Origin of the sequence: Planomicrobium sp. MB-3u-38 (assembly GCF_002836425.1) — a bacterium.
GTDB classification, from domain to species: Bacteria; Bacillota; Bacilli; order Bacillales_A; family Planococcaceae; genus Planococcus; species Planococcus okeanokoites.
Window position 1 is genome coordinate 178,824 of record NZ_PJBO01000060.1, and the last position, 25,232, is coordinate 204,055.

Annotated in this window: 28 protein-coding genes; 23 read left to right on the plus strand and 5 right to left on the minus strand. The window is 45.4% G+C overall.

Annotation, left to right across the window (positions count from 1 at the left end):
- The first annotated feature begins 4 nt into the window (after positions 1-4).
- From mutS to CXF70_RS12025, 8 genes are all read left to right on the plus strand, one after another.
- A complete protein-coding gene (mutS, locus tag CXF70_RS11990; protein ID WP_084245368.1) occupies positions 5-2,530 on the plus strand; it encodes a DNA mismatch repair protein MutS in 2,526 nt (841 codons plus the stop codon).
- A gap of 4 nt (positions 2,531-2,534) precedes the next feature.
- Complete coding sequence (mutL, locus tag CXF70_RS11995; protein ID WP_101802861.1) at positions 2,535-4,346, plus strand: DNA mismatch repair endonuclease MutL; 1,812 nt, start codon at positions 2,535-2,537, stop codon at positions 4,344-4,346.
- 15 nt (positions 4,347-4,361) lie between these two features.
- Positions 4,362-5,855 carry a glycerol kinase GlpK gene (gene glpK, locus CXF70_RS12000; protein ID WP_101802862.1) on the plus strand — a complete coding sequence of 498 codons (1,494 nt, stop codon included), beginning with the start codon at positions 4,362-4,364 and terminating at the stop codon, positions 5,853-5,855.
- A gap of 12 nt (positions 5,856-5,867) precedes the next feature.
- Positions 5,868-7,532, plus strand: coding sequence for a glycerol-3-phosphate dehydrogenase/oxidase (locus CXF70_RS12005; RefSeq protein WP_101802863.1), 1,665 nt, complete (start codon positions 5,868-5,870; stop codon positions 7,530-7,532).
- Positions 7,529-8,449 (plus strand): alpha/beta fold hydrolase, encoded by a 921-nt coding sequence (locus tag CXF70_RS12010; protein WP_084245377.1) that lies wholly within the window; start codon positions 7,529-7,531, stop codon positions 8,447-8,449. Before CXF70_RS12005 ends, CXF70_RS12010 begins: the two co-directional genes overlap by 4 nt.
- Entirely contained in the window at positions 8,442-9,398 is a 957-nt protein-coding gene (gene miaA / locus CXF70_RS12015; protein WP_101802864.1) for a tRNA (adenosine(37)-N6)-dimethylallyltransferase MiaA, read from the plus strand. The genes CXF70_RS12010 and miaA overlap by 8 nt, the downstream gene beginning before the upstream one ends.
- Before the next feature lie 10 nt (positions 9,399-9,408).
- Entirely contained in the window at positions 9,409-9,633 is a 225-nt protein-coding gene (hfq, locus tag CXF70_RS12020) for an RNA chaperone Hfq (protein WP_033544068.1), read from the plus strand.
- Positions 9,634-9,785: 152 nt separating this feature from the next.
- A complete protein-coding gene (locus CXF70_RS12025) occupies positions 9,786-10,085 on the plus strand; it encodes a rhodanese-like domain-containing protein (RefSeq protein ID WP_101802865.1) in 300 nt (99 codons plus the stop codon).
- A gap of 51 nt (positions 10,086-10,136) precedes the next feature.
- On the opposite strand, the gene CXF70_RS12030 is transcribed toward CXF70_RS12025, so the two are convergent.
- Positions 10,137-10,742 (minus strand): trimeric intracellular cation channel family protein, encoded by a 606-nt coding sequence (locus tag CXF70_RS12030; RefSeq protein WP_084245385.1) that lies wholly within the window; start codon positions 10,740-10,742, stop codon positions 10,137-10,139.
- 107 nt (positions 10,743-10,849) lie between these two features.
- Between CXF70_RS12030 and CXF70_RS12035 the strand changes: the two genes are divergently transcribed.
- From CXF70_RS12035 to CXF70_RS12055, 5 genes are all read left to right on the plus strand, one after another.
- Positions 10,850-12,082, plus strand: a complete 1,233-nt coding sequence (locus tag CXF70_RS12035) for a methionine gamma-lyase family protein (protein ID WP_101802866.1) — start codon at positions 10,850-10,852, stop codon at positions 12,080-12,082.
- Positions 12,083-12,178: 96 nt separating this feature from the next.
- Complete coding sequence (locus CXF70_RS12040) at positions 12,179-12,562, plus strand: MerR family transcriptional regulator (protein WP_084245389.1); 384 nt, start codon at positions 12,179-12,181, stop codon at positions 12,560-12,562.
- A gap of 39 nt (positions 12,563-12,601) precedes the next feature.
- Positions 12,602-13,936 carry a type I glutamate--ammonia ligase gene (glnA, locus tag CXF70_RS12045; RefSeq protein WP_084245391.1) on the plus strand — a complete coding sequence of 445 codons (1,335 nt, stop codon included), beginning with the start codon at positions 12,602-12,604 and terminating at the stop codon, positions 13,934-13,936.
- Between the two features lie 259 nt (positions 13,937-14,195).
- Entirely contained in the window at positions 14,196-15,017 is an 822-nt protein-coding gene (locus CXF70_RS12050; protein ID WP_101802867.1) for an STAS domain-containing protein, read from the plus strand.
- 57 nt (positions 15,018-15,074) lie between these two features.
- Positions 15,075-15,275, plus strand: coding sequence for a hypothetical protein (locus CXF70_RS12055; protein ID WP_101802868.1), 201 nt, complete (start codon positions 15,075-15,077; stop codon positions 15,273-15,275).
- Positions 15,276-15,310: 35 nt separating this feature from the next.
- Here CXF70_RS12055 and CXF70_RS12060 read toward each other — a convergent pair whose 3' ends face one another.
- Positions 15,311-15,547 (minus strand): hypothetical protein, encoded by a 237-nt coding sequence (locus tag CXF70_RS12060; protein WP_101802869.1) that lies wholly within the window; start codon positions 15,545-15,547, stop codon positions 15,311-15,313.
- A 274-nt stretch (positions 15,548-15,821) separates the two neighbouring features.
- On the opposite strand from CXF70_RS12060, the gene CXF70_RS12065 reads away from it, so the two are divergent.
- The 3 genes from CXF70_RS12065 to CXF70_RS12075 all read left to right on the plus strand — a co-directional run bounded on the left by CXF70_RS12065 (position 15,822) and on the right by CXF70_RS12075 (position 17,208).
- Complete coding sequence (locus tag CXF70_RS12065; RefSeq protein WP_101802870.1) at positions 15,822-16,022, plus strand: hypothetical protein; 201 nt, start codon at positions 15,822-15,824, stop codon at positions 16,020-16,022.
- A 156-nt stretch (positions 16,023-16,178) separates the two neighbouring features.
- Positions 16,179-16,373, plus strand: coding sequence for a hypothetical protein (locus CXF70_RS12070; protein WP_084245401.1), 195 nt, complete (start codon positions 16,179-16,181; stop codon positions 16,371-16,373).
- Positions 16,374-16,467: 94 nt separating this feature from the next.
- Positions 16,468-17,208 (plus strand): class I SAM-dependent DNA methyltransferase, encoded by a 741-nt coding sequence (locus CXF70_RS12075; RefSeq protein WP_101802871.1) that lies wholly within the window; start codon positions 16,468-16,470, stop codon positions 17,206-17,208.
- Positions 17,209-17,281: 73 nt separating this feature from the next.
- Here CXF70_RS12075 and lexA read toward each other — a convergent pair whose 3' ends face one another.
- The gene (gene lexA / locus CXF70_RS12080; protein WP_084245405.1) at positions 17,282-17,902 is read right to left on the minus strand and encodes a transcriptional repressor LexA; all 621 of its coding nucleotides are present in this window, start codon (positions 17,900-17,902) and stop codon (positions 17,282-17,284) included.
- Positions 17,903-18,064: 162 nt separating this feature from the next.
- Here lexA and yneA point away from each other — a divergent pair, with 162 nt between their 5' ends.
- The 5 genes from yneA (at position 18,065) to CXF70_RS12105 (ending at position 21,787) form a co-directional block, all read left to right on the plus strand.
- Positions 18,065-18,382, plus strand: coding sequence for a cell division suppressor protein YneA (yneA, locus tag CXF70_RS12085; RefSeq protein ID WP_101802872.1), 318 nt, complete (start codon positions 18,065-18,067; stop codon positions 18,380-18,382).
- The gene (locus CXF70_RS12090) at positions 18,379-19,032 is read left to right on the plus strand and encodes a YneB family resolvase-like protein (RefSeq protein WP_084245409.1); all 654 of its coding nucleotides are present in this window, start codon (positions 18,379-18,381) and stop codon (positions 19,030-19,032) included. Before yneA ends, CXF70_RS12090 begins: the two co-directional genes overlap by 4 nt.
- A gap of 57 nt (positions 19,033-19,089) precedes the next feature.
- Positions 19,090-19,323, plus strand: coding sequence for a DUF896 domain-containing protein (locus CXF70_RS12095; protein WP_084246794.1), 234 nt, complete (start codon positions 19,090-19,092; stop codon positions 19,321-19,323).
- Between the two features lie 86 nt (positions 19,324-19,409).
- Positions 19,410-21,410: a transketolase gene (gene tkt / locus CXF70_RS12100; protein WP_101802873.1), complete on the plus strand. Its 2,001-nt coding sequence runs from the start codon at positions 19,410-19,412 to the stop codon at positions 21,408-21,410.
- Positions 21,411-21,535: 125 nt separating this feature from the next.
- Positions 21,536-21,787 (plus strand): YneF family protein, encoded by a 252-nt coding sequence (locus tag CXF70_RS12105; RefSeq protein ID WP_084245413.1) that lies wholly within the window; start codon positions 21,536-21,538, stop codon positions 21,785-21,787.
- Between the two features lie 43 nt (positions 21,788-21,830).
- Here the strand turns inward: CXF70_RS12105 and CXF70_RS12110 are convergent, their stop codons facing one another.
- Positions 21,831-22,796, minus strand: coding sequence for an alpha/beta hydrolase (locus tag CXF70_RS12110; protein WP_101802874.1), 966 nt, complete (start codon positions 22,794-22,796; stop codon positions 21,831-21,833).
- Positions 22,797-22,809: 13 nt separating this feature from the next.
- Positions 22,810-23,709 (minus strand): hydroxymethylglutaryl-CoA lyase, encoded by a 900-nt coding sequence (locus CXF70_RS12115; protein ID WP_101802875.1) that lies wholly within the window; start codon positions 23,707-23,709, stop codon positions 22,810-22,812.
- A gap of 80 nt (positions 23,710-23,789) precedes the next feature.
- On the opposite strand from CXF70_RS12115, the gene CXF70_RS12120 reads away from it, so the two are divergent.
- The gene (locus tag CXF70_RS12120; RefSeq protein ID WP_101802876.1) at positions 23,790-24,974 is read left to right on the plus strand and encodes an acetyl-CoA C-acetyltransferase; all 1,185 of its coding nucleotides are present in this window, start codon (positions 23,790-23,792) and stop codon (positions 24,972-24,974) included.
- A gap of 13 nt (positions 24,975-24,987) precedes the next feature.
- Complete coding sequence (locus CXF70_RS12125) at positions 24,988-25,197, plus strand: DUF3886 domain-containing protein (RefSeq protein ID WP_233208628.1); 210 nt, start codon at positions 24,988-24,990, stop codon at positions 25,195-25,197.
- The last annotated feature ends 35 nt before the right edge of the window (positions 25,198-25,232 follow it).

A 25,232-nucleotide genomic window follows, 5' to 3' on the forward strand; every position in this document is an offset into this window, starting at 1 on the left:
TAAAATGGCGATTACACCAATGATGCAGCAATATCTACAGGTAAAAGCGGATTATCAGGACGCATTCCTTTTTTTCCGGCTTGGCGATTTTTATGAAATGTTTTTCGATGATGCTTTACAAGCATCCCAATTGCTTGAAATTACGTTGACCAGCAGGGGCGGCAATGGGGACGAACGTATTCCGATGTGCGGGGTTCCGCATCACGCCGCGAAAAATTATATAGATCAATTGATTGCGAAAGGCCATAAAGTGGCGATCTGTGAACAAGTGGAAGATCCGAAATTGACAAAAGGTGTCGTCAAGCGTGAAGTGGTGAGACTCATTACACCCGGCACCCATACTGAAGGCAAAAGTGTGGATTCGAAATCCAATCATTTTATTGCAGCGGCCGAAGAATTGCCGGGTGGCTTTTCATTGTCGTACATAGATATATCAACCGGGGAATCGACAGCCACATACATAATGGGGCAAGGTAAAGCGCTTCTCCAGGAATTACAGTCTCTCGGTATCCGTGAATTGGTGGTTTCCGATTCCCTGTTCCTGCTGCTGAACGAAGATGCACAGGATTTGCTGTTATCAATCGAACCGATGGAATTTGTGTATGAACTGGATCGGTCTCTGATTCAGCACTGCCCTGCCGATCTTACCGGCAGCAGCCATCGCTTGCTGACATATATTGCACGTACCCAAAAACAATCGCTCGAGCATATACAGCCTTTTGTTTATAGCGAAGAAGGGCAATTGCTCAGCATAGATTTCCATTCGAAACGCAATCTGGAATTGCTGCAGTCAATCCGGGGCGGCGAAACGAAAGGGACATTATTATGGCTTTTGGATGAAACGGTAACCGCAATGGGAAGCCGGAAATTGAAGCAATGGCTTCATCAGCCGCTTGCCAACAGGAACCGTATCGAACTCCGCCAACAGATGGTGGAATCCCTTATTGAGCAATATTTCACTCGTGTGGAATTGCAGAATGCGCTGAAGGAAGTTTACGACCTTGAACGGCTGAGCGGGCGTGTCGCCTTTGGCAGCGCGAGCGGGCGTGATTTGGCGCAGCTGAGAAGCTCACTTGAGAAAGTGCCGGCAATCATCGAAGAACTGACGCAATCCGGCAATTCGCATTTAGCGGAATTCGCCGGTAAATTGGATCGCTGCGGCGAAGTTTGTGAACTGCTGGAAGCGATCAGTGACAATCCGCCATTATCGGCAAAAGAAGGCGGTGTCATCCGTGAAGGCTTCAATAGGCAATTGGATGAATTCCGGGATGCCTCGCGGAACGGCAAAGACTGGATAGCTCAGCTTGAACAGCAGGAGCGCCAGAAAACAGGCATAAAATCCTTGAAAATCGGTTATAACCGTATCTTTGGCTATTACATTGAGATTTCGAAGGCCAATATGCACTTGGCTGATTTGGAACGATACGAACGCAAACAGACATTAGCAAATGCCGAACGTTATATCACTCCGGAGTTGAAAGAAAAGGAGACGTTGATCCTGACAGCCGAAGAAGAAAGCCTGGATCTGGAATATCGGCTTTTCACAGTGATACGGGATGAAGTGAAACAGTATATTTCCCGCATCCAGCAGCTTGCATCGTCACTCAGTGCGCTTGATGTATTCCTCAGTTTTGCGGACGTAGCGGAAAAATACCGCTTCACGAAACCGGAGTTTACCGACAGCCGTGAAATCCGGATACTCGAAGGCCGGCATCCGGTTGTGGAGAAAATGCTGAACAGGCAGCATTATGTGCCGAACGATTGCGTAATGACTGAAGACAGCAATATGCTGTTGATTACAGGGCCCAATATGTCAGGTAAAAGTACATATATGCGCCAGGTGGCGTTGACGATAGTACTGGCGCAGGTCGGCAGCTATGTGCCGGCGGATTCCGCGGAATTGCCGATTGTTGATCAAATTTTCACACGGATCGGCGCTGCGGACGATCTTGTCTCAGGCCAAAGTACATTCATGGTCGAAATGCTCGAATCCCAGTACGCCATTACACATGCAACCGAACGCAGCCTGCTGCTGTTCGATGAGATCGGTCGGGGCACTTCAACTTACGATGGTATGGCACTGGCACAGTCAATGATCGAATACATCCATAAAAACATCGGGGCGAACACATTATTCTCTACGCATTATCATGAACTGACTGCGCTTGACCAATCACTTGAACGCTTGAATAATGTGCATGTTGCGGCGATGGAGCAATCCGGAAAAGTTGTATTCCTTCATAAAGTGAAGCAAGGTCCGGCTGACAAAAGCTATGGCATACATGTAGCCGAGCTGGCCAATCTGCCGCAGCAAATACTCACGCGAGCCCGGGAATTGCTGAAGAATTTCGAAGCGGAAAAGAAGCAGCAGACACAGCATATCGAACAATTATCGTTTTTTGATGAGCGTGATACAGATTCTGAAGAAGTGGTTCAAGCTATCGCAGATGCTAAAATATCTTCGATGACACCGCTTGAAGCCTTGCAGATGATTAATGATCTGCAATTAAAGCTTAGCCGGAAGGAGTGATTCTATGGGAAAGATCCGCTTGATGGATGAACCCTTATCAAATAAGATTGCTGCGGGTGAGGTCGTTGAACGGCCAACTTCAGCAGTAAAGGAATTGGTGGAAAACGCCATTGATGCCGGCAGCAATGCGGTGGAGGTCCTGCTTGAAGAAGCTGGATTGACATCGATTCACATCATCGATAACGGAGCGGGAATGGACAGTGAAGATGCTTTGTTGTCTTTTTCCCGTCACGCGACCAGCAAAATTGCAAATGAGCACGACCTGTTCCGGATACGGACACTCGGTTTCCGCGGTGAGGCGCTGGCGAGTATTGCCTCGGTGTCCAAAGTGACCTTGCAGACTTCCGACGGTTCGGACGGAACTTTTGTCCACCTGGAAGGCGGTCGGATGATTGAAAGCCGACCAAATGCTTTGCGTCAGGGAACTGATATTAAAATCGAACAATTATTTTTCAACACACCTGCGCGGCTTAAATATATGAAAACATTGCAAACGGAACTCGGTCATACAATAGACCTGATGAACCGTTTCGCACTCAGCTACCCGTCAGTGGCTTTCAAATTGGTGCACGACGGCAAAACGATTCTGCAGACTTCCGGCAGCGGTGAAATTCGCCGGGTCCTGGCGGATATTTACGGGATTGCCATCGCGAAAAAAATGATTCCTTTTGAAGGGGAATCCCAGGATTATAAAATTTCCGGCTATACATCATTGCCGGAAATCACTCGCGCCAATAAAAATTACATCTCTTTATTCGTCAATGGGCGGTGGGTAAAACATTATGCCATCGCTACGACGGTCCACCGGGCTTATCATACATTCCTTCCGCTGGAACGCCAGCCGATAACCGTGCTGAATATTGAAGGGGATCCTTATTTAACAGATGTCAATGTCCATCCGGCGAAACAGCAGATCCGCCTCAGCAAGGAAAAGGAATTGATGGAGCTGATTTACCAGACGATCCGACAAGCCATCAGCTCTGCCGTGCGGGCCCCGGTCATCGATGAACCGAAACCGAAGAAACAGGCATCTGCCCATTCGATGCAGATGGATCTTTGGAAAACTTCCACTACAGTTAACGAACAGAGGCCAGTTGAAAAACCAGTCTTCCAAAAGGCTGAACCTCTGATCGAAAACACGTTATTGTCAGAACCTGATGTATTTCCGGAGCAGAATCCAGTAGAAAAGGAATATTCGCCTGAAGTTGAGGGAATAGAGGAAAGTCCGCAGTTTCCTGAACTGGAAGTGGTAGGTCAGATTCATGGCACATATATCGTCGCCCAAAGTTCAGACGGGTTTTATCTGATTGATCAGCACGCAGCACAGGAACGCATCAAATACGAATATTTCCGAGAGAGGGTCGGACAGGCAGACGCCATGGAAAGGCAGTCCCTGCTGTTGCCGCTGACATTCCATTATAGTCGGGATGAAGCGCTGAGGCTGCAGGAAAACCTGGAAAGCCTCGCGGAAACAGGCGTCTTTTTAGAAATCTTCGGTGATTCCTCTTTTATTGTGCGCGAGCACCCGACTTGGTTCCCTAAAGGTTTTGAACAGGAAATTGTCGAAGAACTGATTGAGCAGGTACTGAATGGCAGCCGTGCGGATGTAAAAAAATTACGTGAAGAAGCAGCAATCATGATGAGTTGCAAAAGGTCCATAAAAGCGAACCATTATCTGCAAAAACAGGATATGGAGCAATTGCTGGCAGATCTGAAAAAGGCAGAGCAGCCATTCACCTGTCCGCATGGCCGTCCGGTTATCATCCATTTCAGGACCTATGATGTAGAAAAGATGTTCAAGAGAGTTATGAATTAGAGGAGGTATGCTGGTTTGGAAAGCTATATCCTATCCATTGATCAAGGAACGACAAGCTCGCGCGCGATTCTTTTCAATAAGCAAGGTGAACTCGTCCATACATCTCAGAAAGAGTTCAGGCAATCCTATCCTAAACCGGGCTGGGTCGAGCATAATGCCAATGAAATCTGGGGATCGGTCTTATCTGTCCTGGCTGCGGCATTGACGGAAAGCGGTATTTTACAAACCCAGATTTCAGGCATCGGCATTACAAATCAGCGGGAGACGACCGTGGTATGGGATAAAAATACCGGCCAGCCGGTCTACCCCGCAATTGTATGGCAGTCGCGCCAGACCCAATCAATCATTGATGATTTGAAAAAAGAAGGATTGGAAGTATGGTTCCGTGATAAAACGGGCCTTCTGCTCGATCCGTATTTTTCAGGCACCAAAGTCAAATGGATACTCGACAATGTCGAAGGTGCCAGAGATGCAGCAGAAAAAGGTGATTTGCTGTTTGGAACGATCGATACGTGGCTGATCTGGAAAATGACAGATGGCAAAGTGCATGTCACAGACTATTCCAACGCTTCGAGAACTTTGCTGTATAATATCTTCGACTTAAAATGGGACGAGGAAATTTGCGGGAAACTCGGCATTCCGGTGGGGATGCTTCCGGAAGTGAAATCTTCTTCTGAAATTTACGGTGAAACAGATCCCAGTGTTTTCTTCGGACAGAAAGTACCGATCGCAGGCATCGCCGGGGATCAGCAAGCCGCGCTTTTCGGCCAGCACTGTGTAGAAAAGGGCATGGCTAAAAATACATACGGCACAGGCTGTTTCATGCTGATGAATACAGGGGAAGAGGCTGTGAAATCTGCCAATGGCCTGCTGACGACAATCGCATGGGGTCTGGACGGAAAAGTGGTCTATGCACTTGAAGGCAGTGTGTTTGTAGCGGGTTCTGCCATTCAATGGCTTCGGGACGGGTTGCGGATGCTGAAAAACGCCGCTGACTCCGAAGCATATGCCAAGCGGGTGCCATCGACCGACGGAGTCTATATAGTGCCCGCCTTTGTCGGTATGGGGACGCCTTACTGGGATTCTGAAGCCCGGGGTGCCGTATTCGGCCTGACAAGAGGCACGGAAAAAGAACATTTCATCCGGGCGACGCTGGAATCGTTGGCGTACCAGACGAAAGATGTGCTCGACTGCATGGAACAGGATTCCGGGACTGAGATCCAAATGCTGCGGGCTGACGGCGGTGCGGTTTCCAATGACTTCCTGATGCAATTTCAAAGTGATGTTCTGCAAAAAGATGTGGAACTTGCGAGGCTCAATGAAACAACGGCGCTTGGGGCAGCTTATCTGGCCGGTTTAGCAACAGGATTTTGGGAAAATCTAAACGATATAAAAGAATTGGATTCAACGAAGAAGATCTATAAACCGAATATGGATGAAGCAAACAGGGACAATCTATACAAAGGGTGGAAAAAGGCGGTAGCCGCTACCCGGGAGTTCAGCAGATGAGGGGTGTATTAGATGTTTTCAGCCAAACTTCGCCAACAAAAAATTGAAGAATTAAATACGTATCAATTCGACCTGGTGGTAATCGGCGGCGGCATAACTGGAGCAGGAATCGCTCTGGATGCTGTATCGCGCGGGTTATCGGTTGCTCTGATTGAAAAGAATGATTTCGCTTCAGGAACATCGAGCAGATCAACCAAATTGATTCATGGCGGCCTCCGCTACCTGAAGCAATTTGAAGTGAAGATGGTGCGTGATGTTGGACGTGAACGGGAGGTCGTTTATGAAAACGCGGTGCATGTCACGGAACCGCAATGGATGCTTTTGCCGTTTCACAAAGGCGGCACATTCGGACCGTTGACCACTTCAGTCGGTCTCAGGGTCTATGATTATTTGGCCGGCGTCAAAAAAGGGGAGCGGCGCAAAATGCTGACAGCGGATGAAGCTTTGTCAAAAGAGCCGCTGCTCAAAAGTGAAGGTCTTCAAGGCGGCGGCTATTACGTCGAATACCGGACAGATGATGCGAGGCTTACACTTGAAATCCTGAAAAAAGCCGATGAACTGGGAGCTCTTTGCCTCAACTACGTAAAAGCGGAAGATTTCCTGTATAAAAACGGCAAGGTTTCCGGTGTGGAAGCGGTAGAGACAATTAATGGAACTAAAGTGGCTATTGAAGCGAAAAAAGTTGTGAATGCAGCTGGTCCGTGGGTGGATGATATACGGGACATCGATTCAACAGCTGCCGACAAGCAGATCCGTTTGACTAAGGGGGTCCATATCGTTGTCGACCGCCAGACTTTCCCGCTGCGCCAGCCTGTGTATTTTGATGCGCCGGATGGCAGGATGATTTTTGCGATTCCACGGGATGACAAAGCCTATATCGGCACGACGGATACCTTCTATGATGGAGATCCTGCAGAAGCGGCCGCTGCGGAAGAAGACGTAACGTATCTTTTGGATGCACTCCGCCATATGTTTCCGTCAACTTCTCTTGGACATTCAGATGTGGAATCCACCTGGGCAGGGGTCAGGCCGTTGATTTACGAAGAAGGCAAAGATCCATCTGAAATTTCCCGGAAAGATGAAGTGTGGGAATCAGAGAATGGATTAATTTCAATTGCTGGCGGCAAGCTGACGGGTTACCGCAAAATGGCTGAAGCCATAACTGACCGTGTAATAAAATCCTTGGAAAAAGACAGCCACAAGAAATTCGGAAAATCGGTCACCAAGAAATTGCCGCTTTCAGGCGGTGACTTCGGTGGCTCCAAAAACTTCCCCCGTTTTGTAAGTTCCATGGCGCTTCAGTCTGAACAATTTGGACTCGCACCCGAAGAGGGACGGATGTTCGCTCAATTCTTCGGAACCAATGCCGGAAAAGTATTCGAGCATTATTGGAAGCGTTCAGCAGAACCGCATAGGGATGGACTGCCGGATGTGTTGGCGGCTGTAGTGTCTTATGCAATGGAAGATGAAATGGCAGTCACACCAAGCGATTTCTTCATCAGACGTACAGGAGATCTGTATTTCCATATAGCAGATGTAATGAGATATAAAGAGCAGGTATTGGATTATATGGGTAAGCACTTGAATTACAGCGAAGAGCAAAAAGTGCGATACCGCAAAGAGTTGCTCGAAGAAATCGATAAAGCTACCCGCTTTGGGAGGGGAATGCCGCAGTGAAAATAACAAAGAATTTTATAAAAGCTTCAGACGGACATGAAATCTATTATGAATTATATATTCCGGAAAAGCCGACAGCCCACGTCCATATCATCCACGGGATGGCGGAACATATTGCGCGTTATGAGGAATTCATCCGGTTCTTGACGGACCGCGGATTTATCGTATCTGGCCATGACCAAAGAGGTCATGGCCGAACGGCGGAAAGAAATGGTGTGGAAGGCTTTTTTGCGGAACAAAATGGTTTTCAACGGGTGGTCGAAGATGCAGATGAAGTTATTACTGAAATCCAGCAGCAAATCGATGACTTGCCGCTCATTCTTCTCGGCCATAGCATGGGCTCATTCGTTGGACGACGCTATATTCAGCTATACAGCGACAAAGTTTCCCGCGCAGTGTTCTCAGGCACAGGCGGCAATCCGGGTGCAGCAGGGAAGATTGGTATTCTTGCAGCGACGTTGAATGGCAAATTGAATGGCAAGGATGAAAAAAGTAAAGCGATCGGTTCACTTGTTTTTGGTCCTTTCATCAAGGATTTCAAAGATGAAGGCTCGGCATTTGCCTGGCTGAGCAGGGATTCTTCTGAAGTTGCCAAGTATGAAGCGGATCCGATGAGCGGATTCGTTTCCACCAATCAATTTTTCGCCGACTTATTCAAAGGGATGCTGATGATCAACAGGAAAGAGGAAATAGCCAAAATCCGCCATGACCTGCCGATACTCCTGATCAGCGGATCCAATGATCCTGTAGGGCATAAAGGAAAAGACCTTTTCGCTGCCGCGGCGAAATATAGAAAAGCTGGAATCCATTCGATTAAAATATTCCTTGGGGAAGAGGCACGCCACGAACTTCTCCATGAAATTGACAAGAAGCGTTATTTTAATGTGCTTGCAGATTGGATGGCTTTAAATGATTGAAGTAATGGCCATTGTCGGTCCGACTGCGTCTGGAAAAACCGCTCTTGGCATTGAGCTTGCAAAAGCTTTCAATGGTGAGATCATCAATGGGGACTCCATGCAGATCTACCGGGATATGTCGATAGGCACTGCTAAGGTGAAGCCGGAAGAAATGGCGGGAGTAACTCATCATCTGCTGGATATCAAAGATCCGGAAGAGCCATTTTCTGTTGCTGAATACCAGAAGCTGGTGCGTGATAAGATTTCAGAGATTAAACAGAAGGGTAAACTACCGATAATTGTCGGAGGAACCGGATTATATATTCAGGCTGTTTTATTCGACTACCGTTTTTCCGAATCTCAGGTGGATGAAAATTTAAGAAATGAACTCTATACCGAGCTGGAGGAATTCGGTCCGTTGCATATGCACGAAAAACTGATGCAGTTGGACCCTGAAACCGATATTCACCCGAACAATACGAGGCGCGTGGTCCGTGCGCTGGAAATCATTCTTGGCAGTGAACAAAAAGTGGACCGGTCACTGGCACTTGAACCGATGTACAATGAATTGATAGTGGGCATTGATATTCCAAGAGCTCTCTTATATGAGCGAATTGACAGAAGAGTTGATGCGATGATGGAGGATGGGCTGATACGGGAAGTCGAAGCTCTTCGTGAACGGGGAATCAGAGATGTTCAGTCCATCCAAGCAATCGGCTATAAGGAGATTTATGCATATCTGGATGGGAAACTGGAATTCGACAGGGCCATTGAGCTGCTGAAAAAGAATTCCCGGAACTATGCGAAACGGCAACTTACTTATTTTCGCAATAAACTTCCGGTATTCTGGATTGACGGCCAGGGTAACTTAAGGGATAATATTGAAAATATTCGACAGATTATGCAGGAAAACGATCGTGGACGTCGAATTGAGTTAATTGGTGAACAAAAACCAGAACAGGGGAAATAGGGGGATTTTCATGAAACCAGTAAATATCCAGGATGTCTATTTGAATCAGCTACGTAAAAATAATATTTTTGTTACGGTCTTTTTACTGAATGGCTTCCAGCTTAAAGGAACCATTAAATCTTATGATAATTTTACGGTGCTGGTTGAAACAGACGGCAAACAGCAATTGATCTACAAACATGCAATCTCTACGTTTTCACCCGCTAAAGCGGTTTCGATTGAACACCAGGAATAATCACCGAAAAGTGACTCAAGGGGCTGGGCCGCTGGAGTCTGGACAGAGAAAAGCAGGAAGCCGGCCATTTGTATGGCCGGCTTTTTAATTGACAGCAACTTGTCTAGGCTATAGGATTTTACTAGGAAACTAATGAGCCGGAGGTGTGTATTATGAAAAAGATAACGACTGATGAGTTGCAGAACCGTATTGAATCCGGTGAGCAATTGCGCATCGTAGACGTTCGTGAAGCCGATGAAGTGGCTGCTGGAATGATTCCAGGCGCCGTACATATTCCATTGGGGGAAATTGCCGACAGAGCAGGTGAATTTGAAAGCAGCCAGCCATATTATCTGGTTTGCCGATCAGGAGCACGCAGTGGCCGTGCGACAGAATTCCTGGAAGCTCAAGGGATTGACGTGACGAATGTTGAAGGCGGCATGCTAAACTGGAATGGCGAAACACAGGCTTGAAATAATTGTGCAATACAAAAATGCCGCCCGGTAAAAACCGGACGGCATTTTTTATGCAGAAGTAATCTTTCTTGAAGGCAAACGCCATTTATAAGTATAGGATAGAATACGCAGCGCTGTTATGACCGCGAACAGGATATACAGAAAAATATCATTCCTGATCAAATCCACACTGATCAACAAACCGGCCATTGCCGCCCAGACAGCATAAATTTCCGCTTTCAACACCAATGGCTTTCTGCCGGCCAACATGTCCCTGATGATTCCGCCTCCGGAACCGGTAAGAACCGCCGCTACGACTACAGCGTACACCGGCAGATTTAATTCAACGGCGTACAATGCCCCTTGAACAGCGAAAGCCGATAAGCCGATTGCGTCAAAAAAATGGCCCCATCGGTTCCATTGCCCTAAAAGACGGTGAGGAAACAGGAATACCAGCGTGATTGACACCAGCGCGAGCTGAAACATCATTTCCTGTTCCCATAAAGCGGAAACAGGGACCCCGATTAAAAGGTTGCGGACGGCACCCCCGCCAAATGCTGTGACAACGCCAAGAAGATAGACGCCGAATATATCGTATTCCTCTTCCATAGCGATGATTGCACCAGATATAGCAAAAGCGATGGTACCAATCGCACTTAATACTTCCCAAGCCATTCAATTTCCCTCCCGCAATGTTCAACTCTATGAATTGTAGCAGAATTTGACGCAATTTCAAGCTAATGTCAATAATAGAACTAATAAAAGAAAGAATGGAGATTCCCATGCTGAATTACATAAAACAAATCGAACAGAAAATTCAAGCTCAGTTAAGCCTTGCTGATGATACCGCATTGCTCAACCAACAAAAAGTGCTGCTGGCCTTTCACAGCCAGAAAGTAAGCGACCACCATTTCAACCCGTCGACCGGCTATGGCTATGATGACGAAGGCCGGGATACATTGGAAAAAGTGTACGCGGAAGTTTTTAAAGCCGAAGCTGCATTGGTGCGCGCTCAGATTATTTCCGGAACTCATGCCATCACTATTTCCCTGTTCGGCATTCTCCGTCCGGGTGATGAACTCCTCTATATTACAGGTAAACCATATGACACACTCGAGTCCATTGTCAGCGGCGGCGATAAGGATACAGGATCGTTGCGCGACTTCGGCATCGGTTACAGCCATATCGATCTGGATTCAAACAATCAGCCAGACTGGAATAAAATCAAAGAGGCGGTCACAGACAAGACGAAAGTGTTCGCCATCCAGCGTTCAAGAGGCTATGATACCCGTCCTTCATTTACAGTGGATGAAATCGAGGCAATGATAGAGAAAGTCCGTGGCATTAAGAAGGATGCGATAGTTTTCGTGGATAATTGCTATGGAGAGTTTGTCGAGATGCGGGAACCTATTGAAGCTGGAGCGGACCTGATTGCCGGGTCGCTCATTAAAAATCCTGGCGGTGGACTGGCGAAAATTGGCGGCTATATTGCCGGACGTCACGATTTAGTGGAAAAATGCGCTTATCGTATGACTTCGCCGGGTATAGGTGGAGAGGCAGGAGCGTCGCTTAACACGCTGCGGGATATGTACCAAGGCTTTTTCATGGCACCGCATATCGTTTCACAAGCATTGAAAGGGGCAATTTTTACAGCGGCGCTCCTTGAAGAATCGGGAATGGCTACGACTCCGCATTACAAAGACAAACGCACTGATCTGATTCAATCCGTGTCATTTGAAACAGCGGAGCAGATGATTGCATTCTGTCGCACCATTCAGGCAAACTCGCCAGTAAACGCTCAATTCCTGCCGGAAGCTGCTTATATGCCAGGCTATGAAGACGATGTCATCATGGCTGCCGGAACTTTCGTTCAGGGGTCCAGCATCGAATTGACAGCAGATGGTCCCATCCGTCCGCCTTATACTGCTTTTATACAAGGTGGATTAACTTATGAACATGTTAGAATTGCAGTGGTTAACGCAGTAGAAGATTTGAGAAAGAAACAATTACTGTAAGTGGAATTTTTATGTAAGATTATATAACATAAGTTTGACAGGAAACCTAACATCTCTTATACTTATAAATGAAGTACAAGTAAAAGGGTGAACAATATGACGAATCGCGTCCGTCGGACTATGCCGATTTTGCCGATCAGCATAGTGATGCAGCTGACAGATTTAACTGCCCGTCAAATCCGCTACTATGAAGAACACGGATTGATCAGCCCGGCCCGGACAGATGGCAATAAGCGCATGTTTTCGCTGAATGATGTCGATGTCCTCCTTGAAATCAAAGATTTCCTGGATCAGGGCCTTAACATCGCAGGCATTAAAAAAATGTTTGAATTGAAAAACCAGCCGCAGAATGTCATGGCTGAACCCAAAGCGATCAGCGATGATGACTTGCGCAGGATTTTCAGGGAAGAAATGATGCCTGGGAAACCTCATGACAGACACGGACTCAGACAAGGTGATCTATCCCGGTTCTATCATTAGAAGCGGGTCATACAAAACTTATAGGAGAGTGAAAAGAGCATGGGCAAGTATTCAAAAGAAGACATTCAAAGGTTAGTAAAAGAAGAGGATGTAAACTTTATCCGCCTTCAATTCACCGATATTCTTGGAGTTATTAAAAACGTTGAAATTCCAACATCACAACTTGAAAAAGCATTGGACAATAAAATGATGTTCGACGGATCTTCAATCGACGGATTTGTCCGCATTGAAGAATCGGATATGTATCTGTTCCCTGACCTGGACACGTGGGTGGTATTCCCATGGATCACCGGTAAAGGAAAAGTGGCACGGTTAATCTGTGATATTTACAATGCGGATGGAACGCCTTTCGCAGGAGATCCCCGCACCAACCTTAAACGCATTTTGAAAGAGATGGAAGAACTTGGATTCACTCACTTTAATCTCGGGCCAGAACCGGAATTCTTCCTGTTTAAACTGGACGAAAGAGGAGAACCTTCTCTTGAATTGAATGACCACGGTGGATATTTTGACCTTGCGCCGATGGACCTTGGTGAAAACTGCCGACGTGACATCGTACTTGAACTCGAGGAAATGGGCTTTGAAATTGAAGCTTCCCACCACGAAGTGGCACCTGGCCAGCACGAAATCGATTTCAAATACGCAGACGCTATCAAAGCATGTGATGATATCCAGACGTTCAAGCTGGTTGTAAAAACAATTGCCAGAAAACACGGCCTGCATGCGACATTCATGCCGAAACCGTTATTCGGTGTCAATGGTTCGGGCATGCATATGAACGTCTCATTGTTCAACGGCAAAGAGAATGCTTTCCTTGATGAAGATGGCGACATGAAGTTAAGTGATACGGCATTCCAGTTCATGGCAGGGATCCTTGAGCATGCTCAAGGCTTTACAGCTGTAACGAACCCGACAGTGAACAGTTATAAACGTTTGGTTCCCGGGTATGAAGCTCCTTGCTACGTAGCTTGGTCAGGGCAGAACCGCAGTCCGCTAATCCGTATCCCGGCTTCACGCGGCCTTTCAACTCGTGTTGAGGTGAGATCAGTCGACCCTGCAGCTAATCCTTATTTAGCAATGGCAGTACTGCTTGGTGCAGGTCTTGATGGGATCAAACGCAAACTGACTCCACCTAAACCGGTTGACCGCAACATCTATGCGATGAACAAAAAAGAGCGCCAGGCTGTAGGAATTGAAGATTTGCCGGGCACTTTATATGCAGCATTGCAGGAATTGCAATCTGATGAAGTTATGGTGAAATCTTTAGGGGAGCATATTCTGAAGAATTTCGTGGAAGCGAAGGAAATCGAATGGGATATGTTCAGAACTACTGTACACCCTTGGGAACGGGAACAGTATTTGAAAATGTATTAATATTAAGTCCGAAAACCGCCGAAGCATTTCGCTTCGGCGGTTTTTATTTTTGCTGGAAGGGTATAACACCTCTAGGTGCATATAGTTGCAGCCTATTCTCCAGGAATTCGGATTAATAAAATATGCAGGATTTCTGCAAAATAAATCTTGATGCTATTTCAAAAGGAATATTGTATTGTAACTTATAAGGGGATTTGGATAACATTCCATGTCTCTTTCCTCACAGTAAAAAGAATTCATGACAAAAAGGGGTAAAGGCATGCTAATAAATAAGGAGCTCCATCAATTTCTGTGCAGTAAGACAGATGAACTGACTGAAGAGTGGTACGCCACACTTGATAAAAATAAAAAAGGGGTCTATGGCTCGACAGATCCGGCTGAAGTGAAAAAGCTCCGTGAGCAGAATCATGGCTTCCATGTGCATTTTTGTTCGATGTTCGAGAAAGAAGAAGCCGATTTCCTGATCGAATTTGATGAATGGATTGCCGAAGTCACCAATGACGATGCACATCTTGATACACCGCTCCCGTCGGTGATTGAAGAGTTCTTCCGTACCCAGATCCAGTATCTGGATCTTGTGGGACAATACACTGTTGCCAATAAAGATAAGGTTACACTTGAACAAGTGGCAGTTTGGAACAAAGCGATAGTGGAAACGATAAGCAAAATCATCCAGGAATATACGGTGAAGAGCACGGAAGCGGCCAGCCGCCGCTGGAAGAAGCAAGAAGATCTGATGGATCAGATCAGTGCACCTGTCATCCGTCTTTCCGAAAACACCGCATTACTTCCGTTAGTGGGGGAAATCAATTCTTCCCGGTCGGAAATGATGTTCGAAAACGCTATGACTCAAGCAATGAATTTTTCGATCAGTAAGTTATTCATTGATATTTCAGGAGTGGCTGTAATTGATACCATGGTTGCGAACCAGATCTTCCAGATGATCAGCGGGCTGAAACTGATCGGTGTCGAGACAGCGTTATCCGGTATAAGCCCTGTCATTGCGAAAACTGCTGTAGAATTGGGAATTGATTTTAAGGACATTCAAGTATATAGTACTTTACCGCAAGCATTAAAATAATGAAGACATTAATTGGCATATAAAAGATCTGATTTGCTGACATAGGAGGAATGGACGGTGTTTGGCAGCTGGAAGGAATTTAAATTGTTAAACAATCAGGGAGACAATGCTTCAGATGCATGTATTTCCTGCGGGGAGGAAGATTTTGATTTGCTGTGTAAAGAGAAGGGCGATGACGAAACTTTACTTGCCATTTTTATCTGTAAAAATTGCGGCATGCAAAAAAAGATGGAATACGGAGAACTGGAAGTGAATTAGAAAAAGCACGGCATCTGTGTGCCGTGCTTTTGTATTTAAATTTGAGCTATTGTTTGGCTGGTTTTTTCGTGAATCCATTCAGCGGCTGATTCGGCTGATTCGAAAGTAATGACATTATCGGTTAAGGAAGAACTTATTACGAAATGTACATTTTCCGCCTGGTAATGGACTGTAAAATTTTCTGTTGCTCCATTGCTGAATGTTTCCGAAATGGATGCTATTCCAAAATAACGCATTGTCTCAAGTGTTTTGATGATGTACTCAATTGACAAAATAAAAGCCCCTTTCCTTATATGGAAAGTGACTAAGAAAAGTCTCTAGGAATCCATAAACTCATTTATTGAATATCATCATTGTACCATAAAATGGTTAAAAATACTAACAGTTCATTCTAACAGGGTTGTGTAAAAAGCAGTGCAAAAATAAAAAATTGCAGATTAGGTTAGAAATCAATATTTGTTGGGTATAATGATATATGCCATAAATTTTAATAACTCGTACTGAATCTTCTTTAGAGCTAAGGAGGATTTTGTGGGAGGTGATTAAATGGGCAAAATCCAAGGAATAGAAAATCTGCTCGTTTATTTGGATTCAGTGGGGTACCCGCTGACGGAACAGCAGATCAATGAATTCTTATTGGCAAGAAAGATCCCTCATAGTAAGCCGTACGGCAATAGGATTGTGTTTGACCGGGCCCATATTCAATGGTGGGTGGACATGCAAAGAAAAACCGATTCATTATTCTAAAATGGTTTATGCCTGAAACTCCGAAGCTGCCTGAAAACTAGGGCGGATTCGGGGTTTCTTGTATTGATGACATGTTTTTGGTCCAAATTCGGTTCGACTGTCCACTTATGATAAACTGTATAGTGAGATATTATGAGACGACGGGAGGCAATACTTATGAAAAATTTCCAGATTGATTTTTATTTTGACCAAGGGAACACACTGACACATACTGTTAAAGCTACAAGCAAAGATTCTGCATTGAGCGGTATACCGACAAACGGTACATATGAATTCCGTGATGACAATGATAAGAATGTTTACCGCATCACGATAAATATGGTGAAATATATCATCGTATCTGAATTATGATTCCTTTGAAACGCTGCTTCCCGCAGCGTTTTTTTCTGGGTCGGAACTATACCGGTAAATTTAAAATTGATGACATGTGAAAGAGGGATGCAAAATGGAATATAGAGGATCACTTGCGTATGAGGAACAGGATTTTCTGGAAAGCTATTTAAAAAGGCGTTCACGTCCGGACAGTCCGAACAATGCAATCGAAGGGCCGATCATCAATGGATTCATGAATGACTTAAAAGATGCACATATATTGGACTTAGGCTGCGGGGATGGAAGGTACGGAAAAGAACTTCTGAAAAAAGGAGCAAAAGCTTATACAGGGGTTGAAGGTTCTGCAGCCATGGTAAATTTGGCAAAAACAAATCTTTACGGCACCCGGGCCGAAGTTTTTCACAGATCGATGGAAAAGTTTGAATACCCGGAAATGGCCTACGAGATTGTTATTTCAAGAATGGCTCTTCATTATATAGAAGATCTTGATGAAGTATTCAAATCAATTGCCAAAACGTTGAAAGAAGGGGCCAGATTCATATTCAGTGTACAGCATCCGGTAACGACTGCATCATTCAAAAGCAAGAGCGGTGGAGAAAGAAGGAATGATTGGGTAGTTGACAACTATTTCGAACAAGGCGCCCGAAATGAGCCGTGGATCGGAAAGAATGTGGTGAAATACCACCGGACAATTGAAAATTATTTTTCTTCCCTGATTTCAGCCGGCTTCCATATACATTCCCTGAAAGAAGGACAGCCTGAAAAAGCTAACTTTACGGATCCAGGGGAATTTGAAAGGCGTAAACGAATTCCGGTTATACTGGTCTTTTCCTGCAGCAAAGGAGAAAGCTGAGCTTAAAGAAATTAAAATCATTATGGATAAAGGAAAGAGCCAAAGGCGGCATGCCTTTGGCTCTTTCTGTATATTATTGGATCTGACGGTAAACGCCTACAACTTTGCCCAAAATGGATACACTTTCAACAATGATTGGATCCATTGAAGAATTTTCAGGCTGTAAGCGGAAATAATTGTCTTCCCGGAAGAAACGTTTGACAGTTGCTTCGTCTTCTTCAGTCATCGCTACAACTATGTCGCCGTTATTTGCTGTCTGCTGCTGCTTGACGATGACATAGTCGCCGTTGAGTATGCCAGCTTCGATCATACTTTCACCCATGATTTCAAGCATGAAGATGTGATCATCATCAGTACCATAGGATTGGGGTAGCGGGAAATACTCTTCAACGTTCTCGATAGCTGTGATTGGCTGCCCTGCGGTTACTTTACCGATTAACGGAACATGCAGCACCGGGCTTTTGTCGATAAGCGCTTCATCAGTGGATATAACTTCGATCGCTCTTGGTTTTGTCGGGTCACGTCGGATAAGCCCTTTGCTTTCAAGTCTTGCCAAATGGCCATGGACTGTAGAACTGGATGCCAGACCAACTGCCTCGCCGATTTCACGGACGGAGGGTGGATAACCCTTTTCACGCACTTCATCTTTGATGAAAGTCAAGATATCTTCCTGGCGTTTCGATACTTTCTTCAACAGTTTCACCTCTTTTATTTGAACTTCTTATTTTCTACTTTTATTATATCAACTTGGGCAATGAAATGCAAACATAGGTTCGAATTTCGCCTTGACAAAAACACGTGTTCGCATTATTATAAGAACATACATTCCGAACACATATTCTAGGAGGAGATTTCAATGGCTTACATTCGTAGAAATTCATTTGTTTTCCTATTCTTCACTTTGGTACTTATCCTTTCATTTTATTCAGCACTCTCCCATAATAGTGAAGAGGCCCATATGGTCCAGCTTAAAATCGAACAAGGGGACACCTTATGGACGCTTGCCGATGAATACAGCGGCAATATACCACATCACGAATGGATTGATGGAATTATGAAAGAAAATAAATTGAATGCACCGATCATTACAGCAGGACAGACTCTGAAAATTCCTGATGAGCATCTGGATTATGTGCCGGACGGGACTTATAAATTGGCGAGTGATTCCGAATGAAGAAAAAAGCTTTCATTTATTGCCGTGTGAGCACGGATAAAGAAGCACAGGAAACATCGCTCGACCGCCAGGAAGAGGAACTTTTGAAATTTGCGTTCGAGCAGGGCTATTTAGTGGAGCGAATTTTTCGTGATCAACACAGCGGTTATGAAATGGACAGGGATGGATTGCTGGAGATGCTTAACAGCATCAAGACAGAGAAGTTGGATGCTGTCTTTGTCCAGGATGAAACACGTCTTGGCAGAGGACACGCCAGGATAGCGCTTCTTCATGTCATGAAAAAATATGGGGTTGAAGTATATACCTTGTCGGACAAAGGGCAGATTGCCTTGAATGATATGGATGATATGGTGCTGGAAATATTGGCCATCGTTGAAGAATACCAACGGAAAATACATAATGCCAAGATTAAACGTGGCATGAGGCGGGCGGTCGAAAACGGCTACAAGCCAGAGAAGAATTTGAAAGGAAAAGGCAATCCGCAGGGCAGGGAAAGACTGGAATTGCCTTTGGATCAGATTGTCAGCCTGAAAAACAGCGGGCTGACATTCCATGAGATTGCTGTTACCCTTGAGGGCTTCGGCTATAAGGCCAGTAAAGCTACTGTGCACAGACGGTACAGGGAGTTTCAGAAACTATCGCAAAACTAAATTCTTGCAACTGCCTTTCAATTTTTATACCATATGAAGGGAGAAAGGCGGATGTATATGTTAATACCTGAAAAAATGAATCGAATCAATGAACTTGCCAAAAAGTCAAAAACTGATGGCTTATCAATAGAAGAGGCCAAGGAACAAAGTGCATTAAGACAGGAATATTTGCAGACGTTCCGCAAGACGATGAGAGGCACTATTGAAAACGTTACAGTAATAGATCCGAACGGAAATGATGTGACTCCGGAAAAGGTCAAAAATAACCGAGAGAATAAGTATTTGAATTAATACTTATTCTCTTTTTCGTTGTATTCTTTTCTATTGTTGACTAAACTAGAAAGGGAGTAAATTTTTGTATCAGAGAGGATGTTACGATGTCGAACCATACAGATCAACTAGCAGTAACAACAATTCGCACACTATCCATCGATGCGATTGAAAAAGCGAATTCAGGCCATCCTGGCTTGCCGATGGGCGCAGCTCCAATGGCATATACTTTGTGGACGAAACACATGAACCATAACCCGAAAAATCCTGAGTGGTTCAACCGTGACCGTTTTGTCTTATCAGCAGGACACGGCTCGATGCTTCTATACAGCTTGCTTCATTTAAGTGGCTACGGACTTGAAATGGACGAGATCAAGAATTTCCGTCAATGGGATTCTAAAACTCCAGGACATCCTGAATATCACCACACAGTGGGAGTAGAAGCAACAACAGGTCCTCTTGGGCAAGGAATTGGTATGGCTGTTGGTATGGCTATGGCAGAAAAACATTTAGCCGCCACTTATAATAAAGACGAAATGAATGTAGTGGATCATCATACATTCGCGTTATGCGGAGACGGAGATTTGATGGAAGGCGTTGCTGGCGAAGCGATTTCACTGGCAGGCCACTTGAAGCTCAACAAATTAGTTGTTCTTTATGACAGCAATGATATTTCGCTTGATGGAGATCTCAGCATGAGTTTTTCTGAAGACATCCGTAAGCGTTTCGAATCATATGGTTGGAATTATCTTCGAGTGGAAGACGGCAATGAATTGGATGATTTGTCAGAGAAGATCGCAAAAGCTAAACAATCTTCCGACAAACCGACTTTAATTGAAGTGAAGACTGTCATCGGTTACGGTGCACCTAATAAATCCGGTAAAGCCGATGCGCACGGTGCTCCACTGGGCGAAGACGAGATGAAACTTGTAAAGGAATATTACGAGTGGACTTTCGACCAGGATTTCCATGTACCGGAAGAAGTATACGAAACTTTCGAAAAAGCGACCGATGAGCTTGGCGGCAAAGCGGAAGCTGAATGGAATAAATTATTCGAACAATACGAATCAGAACATCCGGAATTGGCTGCACAGTTAAAAGCTGCCATCCAAGGTGATCTTCCAGAAGACTTTGAAGCGGAATTCCCTGAATATGAAGTCGGCAAGAAACAGGCGACACGTTCATCATCAGGCGACATGGTCAACGCAATCGCTAAAACAGTTCCTTCATTCTTCGGCGGAAGTGCTGATTTGGCCGGTTCTAACAAAACGAATATCAAAGATGGCGGCGATTTTGACGCTGAAAATCCATCAGGTCGCAATATCTGGTTCGGTGTCCGTGAATTTGCAATGGGAACTGCTTTGAATGGTATGGCGCTGCATGGAGGATTACACGTCTTCGGCGGTACTTTCTTCGTATTCAGTGACTACGTCCGTCCGGCAATCCGTTTATCAGCATTGATGGGCTTGCCTGTCACATACGTATTTACACACGACAGTGTTGCTGTTGGAGAAGACGGACCGACGCATGAACCTGTTGAGCATTTGGCATCTCTTCGCGCAATGCCGAATCTGAACGTGATCCGTCCGGCTGATGCCAATGAAACGAAACAGGCATGGAAGTTGGCTCTTACGGCTAAATCACATCCTACGCTGCTGGTCCTTTCCCGTCAGGATCTCCCTGTACTGGAGCAGACTGGTGAACTTTCGGCATCAGGCGTTGAAAAAGGTGCTTATGTGATTTCAGGCGCTGAGAATCCACAGGCTTTATTGCTTGCGACAGGATCAGAAGTGAGCCTTGCTGTTGAAGCGCAAAAACAATTGGCGGAAGAAGGGATTACTGTATCCGTTGTTTCAATGCCATCGTGGGATCGCTTCGAGAAGCAGGATAAGGAATACAAACAATCCGTTATCCCGCCGACTGTCAAGAAACGTCTTGCCATTGAAATGGGCTCATCTTTTGGATGGGATCGTTACACTGGGGATGAAGGCGATGTCCTGGCGATTGACCGTTTCGGAGCAAGTGCTCCAGGTCAGCGCATTATGGAAGAGTTCGGTTTCACTCCGGAAAATGTAGCAGCCAAAGTCAAAATGTTGATCAATGAATAATAAGTTGCGGGAGCGAATAAGCTCCCGCTTTTTCTTTTTTTCTTGTTATGGTCAGTGAGCTTGTTTTATAGTATAATTTTCTGGGTGTACTATTATATTTAAGCAACACGAGGGAGGTAATAATTTTGGATACATGGATCTGGATCGTAATCGTGATTTTCGCTTTGCTCGCAGGTGTTGCTCTTGGATTCTTCATCGCACGTCGTTACATGATGAAATATCTGCAAGACAATCCACCGATTAACGAAGAAATGCTCCGCATCATGATGATGCAAATGGGACAAAAACCATCTCAGAAGAAAATCAATCAAATGATGACTCAAATGAATAAAGCGTCTACTAAGCCTGATAAAAAAGTTAAAACGGCTAAAAAATAAAAAGCACTCAGCTGAGTGCTTTTTTTGTTTGGATTTTATTGTTTTATTTCAACGCTGCCGTAAGGGCGCTGTCCTTATTCTTTCCTGCAGGATTGACTCCATGATTGTTAAGGAATTCAGAGACCGTTTCTTTGTATTCCACCGGATTCTCATTGAAAGACTGGGCATGGGCACCTTTATCAAACAACTTCAAAGATTTCGGCCCTTTTTTAATCCCGTGCATTTCGATGCTCATTTCAGGTAGGACGAAATCATCAGGCAAGCTGTGGATGAAAAGGACGGGCTTTTCGATCAATTTGACCGCTTCACGGGGTGAAACTGTACTGATATGATAGCCATCCCGTAATTTCATGAAAAAGCCGGCAAGTTTCAAAGCAAGCGGCGTCTTGAGCGGTGTGGTTGTTTGCATCACATGAAGGATCTGTTCAGAAATGTCTGAGTAGCCGCAATCGGAAATATAAAAAGCGGCATCATCACGCATCCCTCCATAAAGCAGTGTTGTGGCGGCTCCCATGGATTCGCCATGGATGCCGAAAACCAGCTTTGGACCGACATGCTCTTTAAGCATATCGACCACCGCTTTCAGATCAAACTTCTCATAATGTCCAAAACTGGTCGTTTTGCCGCCTGAACCTCCGTGGCGCCTATGGTCATAGACCACTGAATTGTAACCCAGCTCCTCGAACATGCGAGCATATTTGAATGAGTTCACTTTCGTTTCGGTAACCCCGTGGCAGATGATGACATAATGATCAGTGTCGTGGGGTTCAAGGAAAATAGCATGTACGTTGTAGCCGTTTTCCGACTCGATCCATCGTTCTTCTTTCTTTACATTGGCATACCAAACTTCATCGTAACGCTTGGCTGAGGTTTCACGCTCCAGTATCAGCTCTTCGTCCTTTTTCTTAACATACATAAGCCGATTGCTGGCAAGGATTCCTGCAGCAGTCGCCAATAGTGTAAAAGTGCTAGATATTGCCGCCGATACTTGAAGAATTCGTCTTCTCATAGCCAAAGCTCCTTTAAGAACGGTTTTTGTATAAAGTATATATTCCCGTATTAATCGGATTTGACACATGGGATTCGATTTTTTCAATTGCTTTGGACAATAGATCTAAGTCAATGCCGGTTTCGATGTCCATGCGATGAAGCATGTTGACGACATCTTCCGTGGCGACATTTCCGGTGGCTCCGGGTGCAAAAGGGCATCCTCCTAAACCGCCGGCTGATGTGTCGAAGCGGTCGACGCCCGTTTGCAAGGCGGCGAAAATATTGGCTAACGCCATTTTCCGTGTGTCATGGAAATGGGCAGTGATCAAAGTTGTTGGAAAAGCTTCTTTTAATTGTTTAAATAAACGATAACTTTCAGCAGGATTTGCCATGCCGATTGTATCGGCAACACTCAATTCATCGACACCCCAATCAACGAACTGCCGGCATAAGCGGATAGTGTCTTCCGGTTTCACGGCGCCTTCGAATGGGCAGTAAAATGCTGTCGATATACAGGCCCGGACAAAAATGCCATCCTCTTTCAGTTTGTGGATCAACGGTTTTAAAGCTTCCATGCTTTCTGCTGTAGATTTATTGATGTTCTTCTTATTAAAAGAATCTGAAACTCCGACGAATACGGCAAGTGCATCCGCGCCGGCTTCCAACGCGGATTGGATTCCTCGTTCGTTCGGCGTCAGCACAAATTGGCGGCCCATTTTTTTAGTGCCGGCCACGATTTCTTTTGAATCCGCCATTTGAGGCACCCATTTAGGTGACACGAAAGAAGTCAATTCCATTTCTTCCACGCCGGCTTGCTGAAGCCCTTCGATAAACTGCAATTTATCTTCGGTTGCAACCAGCTGCTTTTCATTTTGCAAGCCGTCACGCGGTCCGACCTCGATAATCGTAACTTTTTTTGGTAAACTTAACATAGTATCCCCCCTGATTCCATTGTATCTATGCGGGGGATAAAAGAGCAACCAGTTTCAATCAAACAAGGGGGAAAAGGAAAATGTCACAGGAAATCGTAATCGTAAGCGCAGTGAGAACTGCTGTTGGAGCATTCCAGGGGAGTCTAAAAGATGTGCCGGCCACGGAACTCGGGGCTATCGTTATAAAAGAAGCGGTAAATCGCGCATCTTTAAAACCTGATCAAATATCGGAAGTGATCATGGGCAACGTCCTGCAGGCGGGCTTGGGCCAAAACCCTGCACGCCAGGCGGCTATCAATGCCGGCCTGCCGGAAACTGTTCCATCCATGACAATCAATAAAGTTTGTGGTTCAGGGCTGAAATCGATCCATTTAGCGTATCAGGCAATTTTTGCGGGCGATGCTGAAATCGTTGTTGCCGGCGGAATGGAAAATATGAGCCGTGCACCTTATTTGCTTGAAAATGCACGCGGCGGATTCCGTATGGGCGACCAGAAAGTTGTCGACAGCATGATCTCAGATGGACTGACATGTGCTTTCAACGATTACCATATGGGCAACACTGCTGAAAATCTCTGCGATATGTATGGGATTTCACGGGAAGAGCAGGACAAATTCGCAGCGCGTTCGCAGGCTAGAGCTGCTGCTGCGGTTGAAGCGGGCAAATTCCAGGACGAAATCGTACCTGTTGAAATTCCGCAGCGCAAAGGGGATCCGATTGTTTTCTCACAAGATGAATATATTAAAGCCTCTTCAACAGAAGAAAAACTGGGCAAATTGCGTCCGGCTTTCAAAAAAGACGGCAGTGTAACAGCCGGAAACGCATCAGGCATCAATGACGGGGCTGCCGCGGTAGTTGTAATGACAAAAGCGAAAGCGGATGAACTTGGTTTGACACCTCTCGCAACTATTGCGGCAAACGGCAATGCGGGAGTAGATCCTTCAATCATGGGCATCGGACCGGTTCAAGCAGTCAAAAATGCTTTGGCAAAAGCGGATATGACGCTGGAAGACATCGAGTTGATCGAAGCGAATGAGGCATTCGCCGCTCAATCCATTGCAGTCGACCGCGAATTGAAATTCAACCACGAAATTTTGAATGTCAACGGTGGGGCTATTGCAATCGGACATCCGATTGGAGCGAGCGGAACACGCATTTTTGTCACACTTTTACATGAAATGCAGAAACGTGACGCCAAAACAGGACTGGCAACCTTGTGCATCGGCGGGGGCCAAGGAGTCGCCACAATCGTTAAACGCGCATAAGGAGCTGTTTTTATTGGCAAAAAAGGAAAATCAGGATAATTCATTATTCAATGACGAAGTATTGGCAAAGCTGAAAGATACTAAAAAAGCGTTGCAGGCTGAAGAACAGCAGCGAAGGGAAGAGGAAGAAGCCAAACGGCTTTTTGAAAAGAAACAGCGTGAAAAAAATATGTCTTTCGCTGAACTACTGGAAAAGCATGGCGACCAAGGCGGTAAATATTAGTTTGAATTCGAGTGTCCCGGAGCATGCGTCAGCAG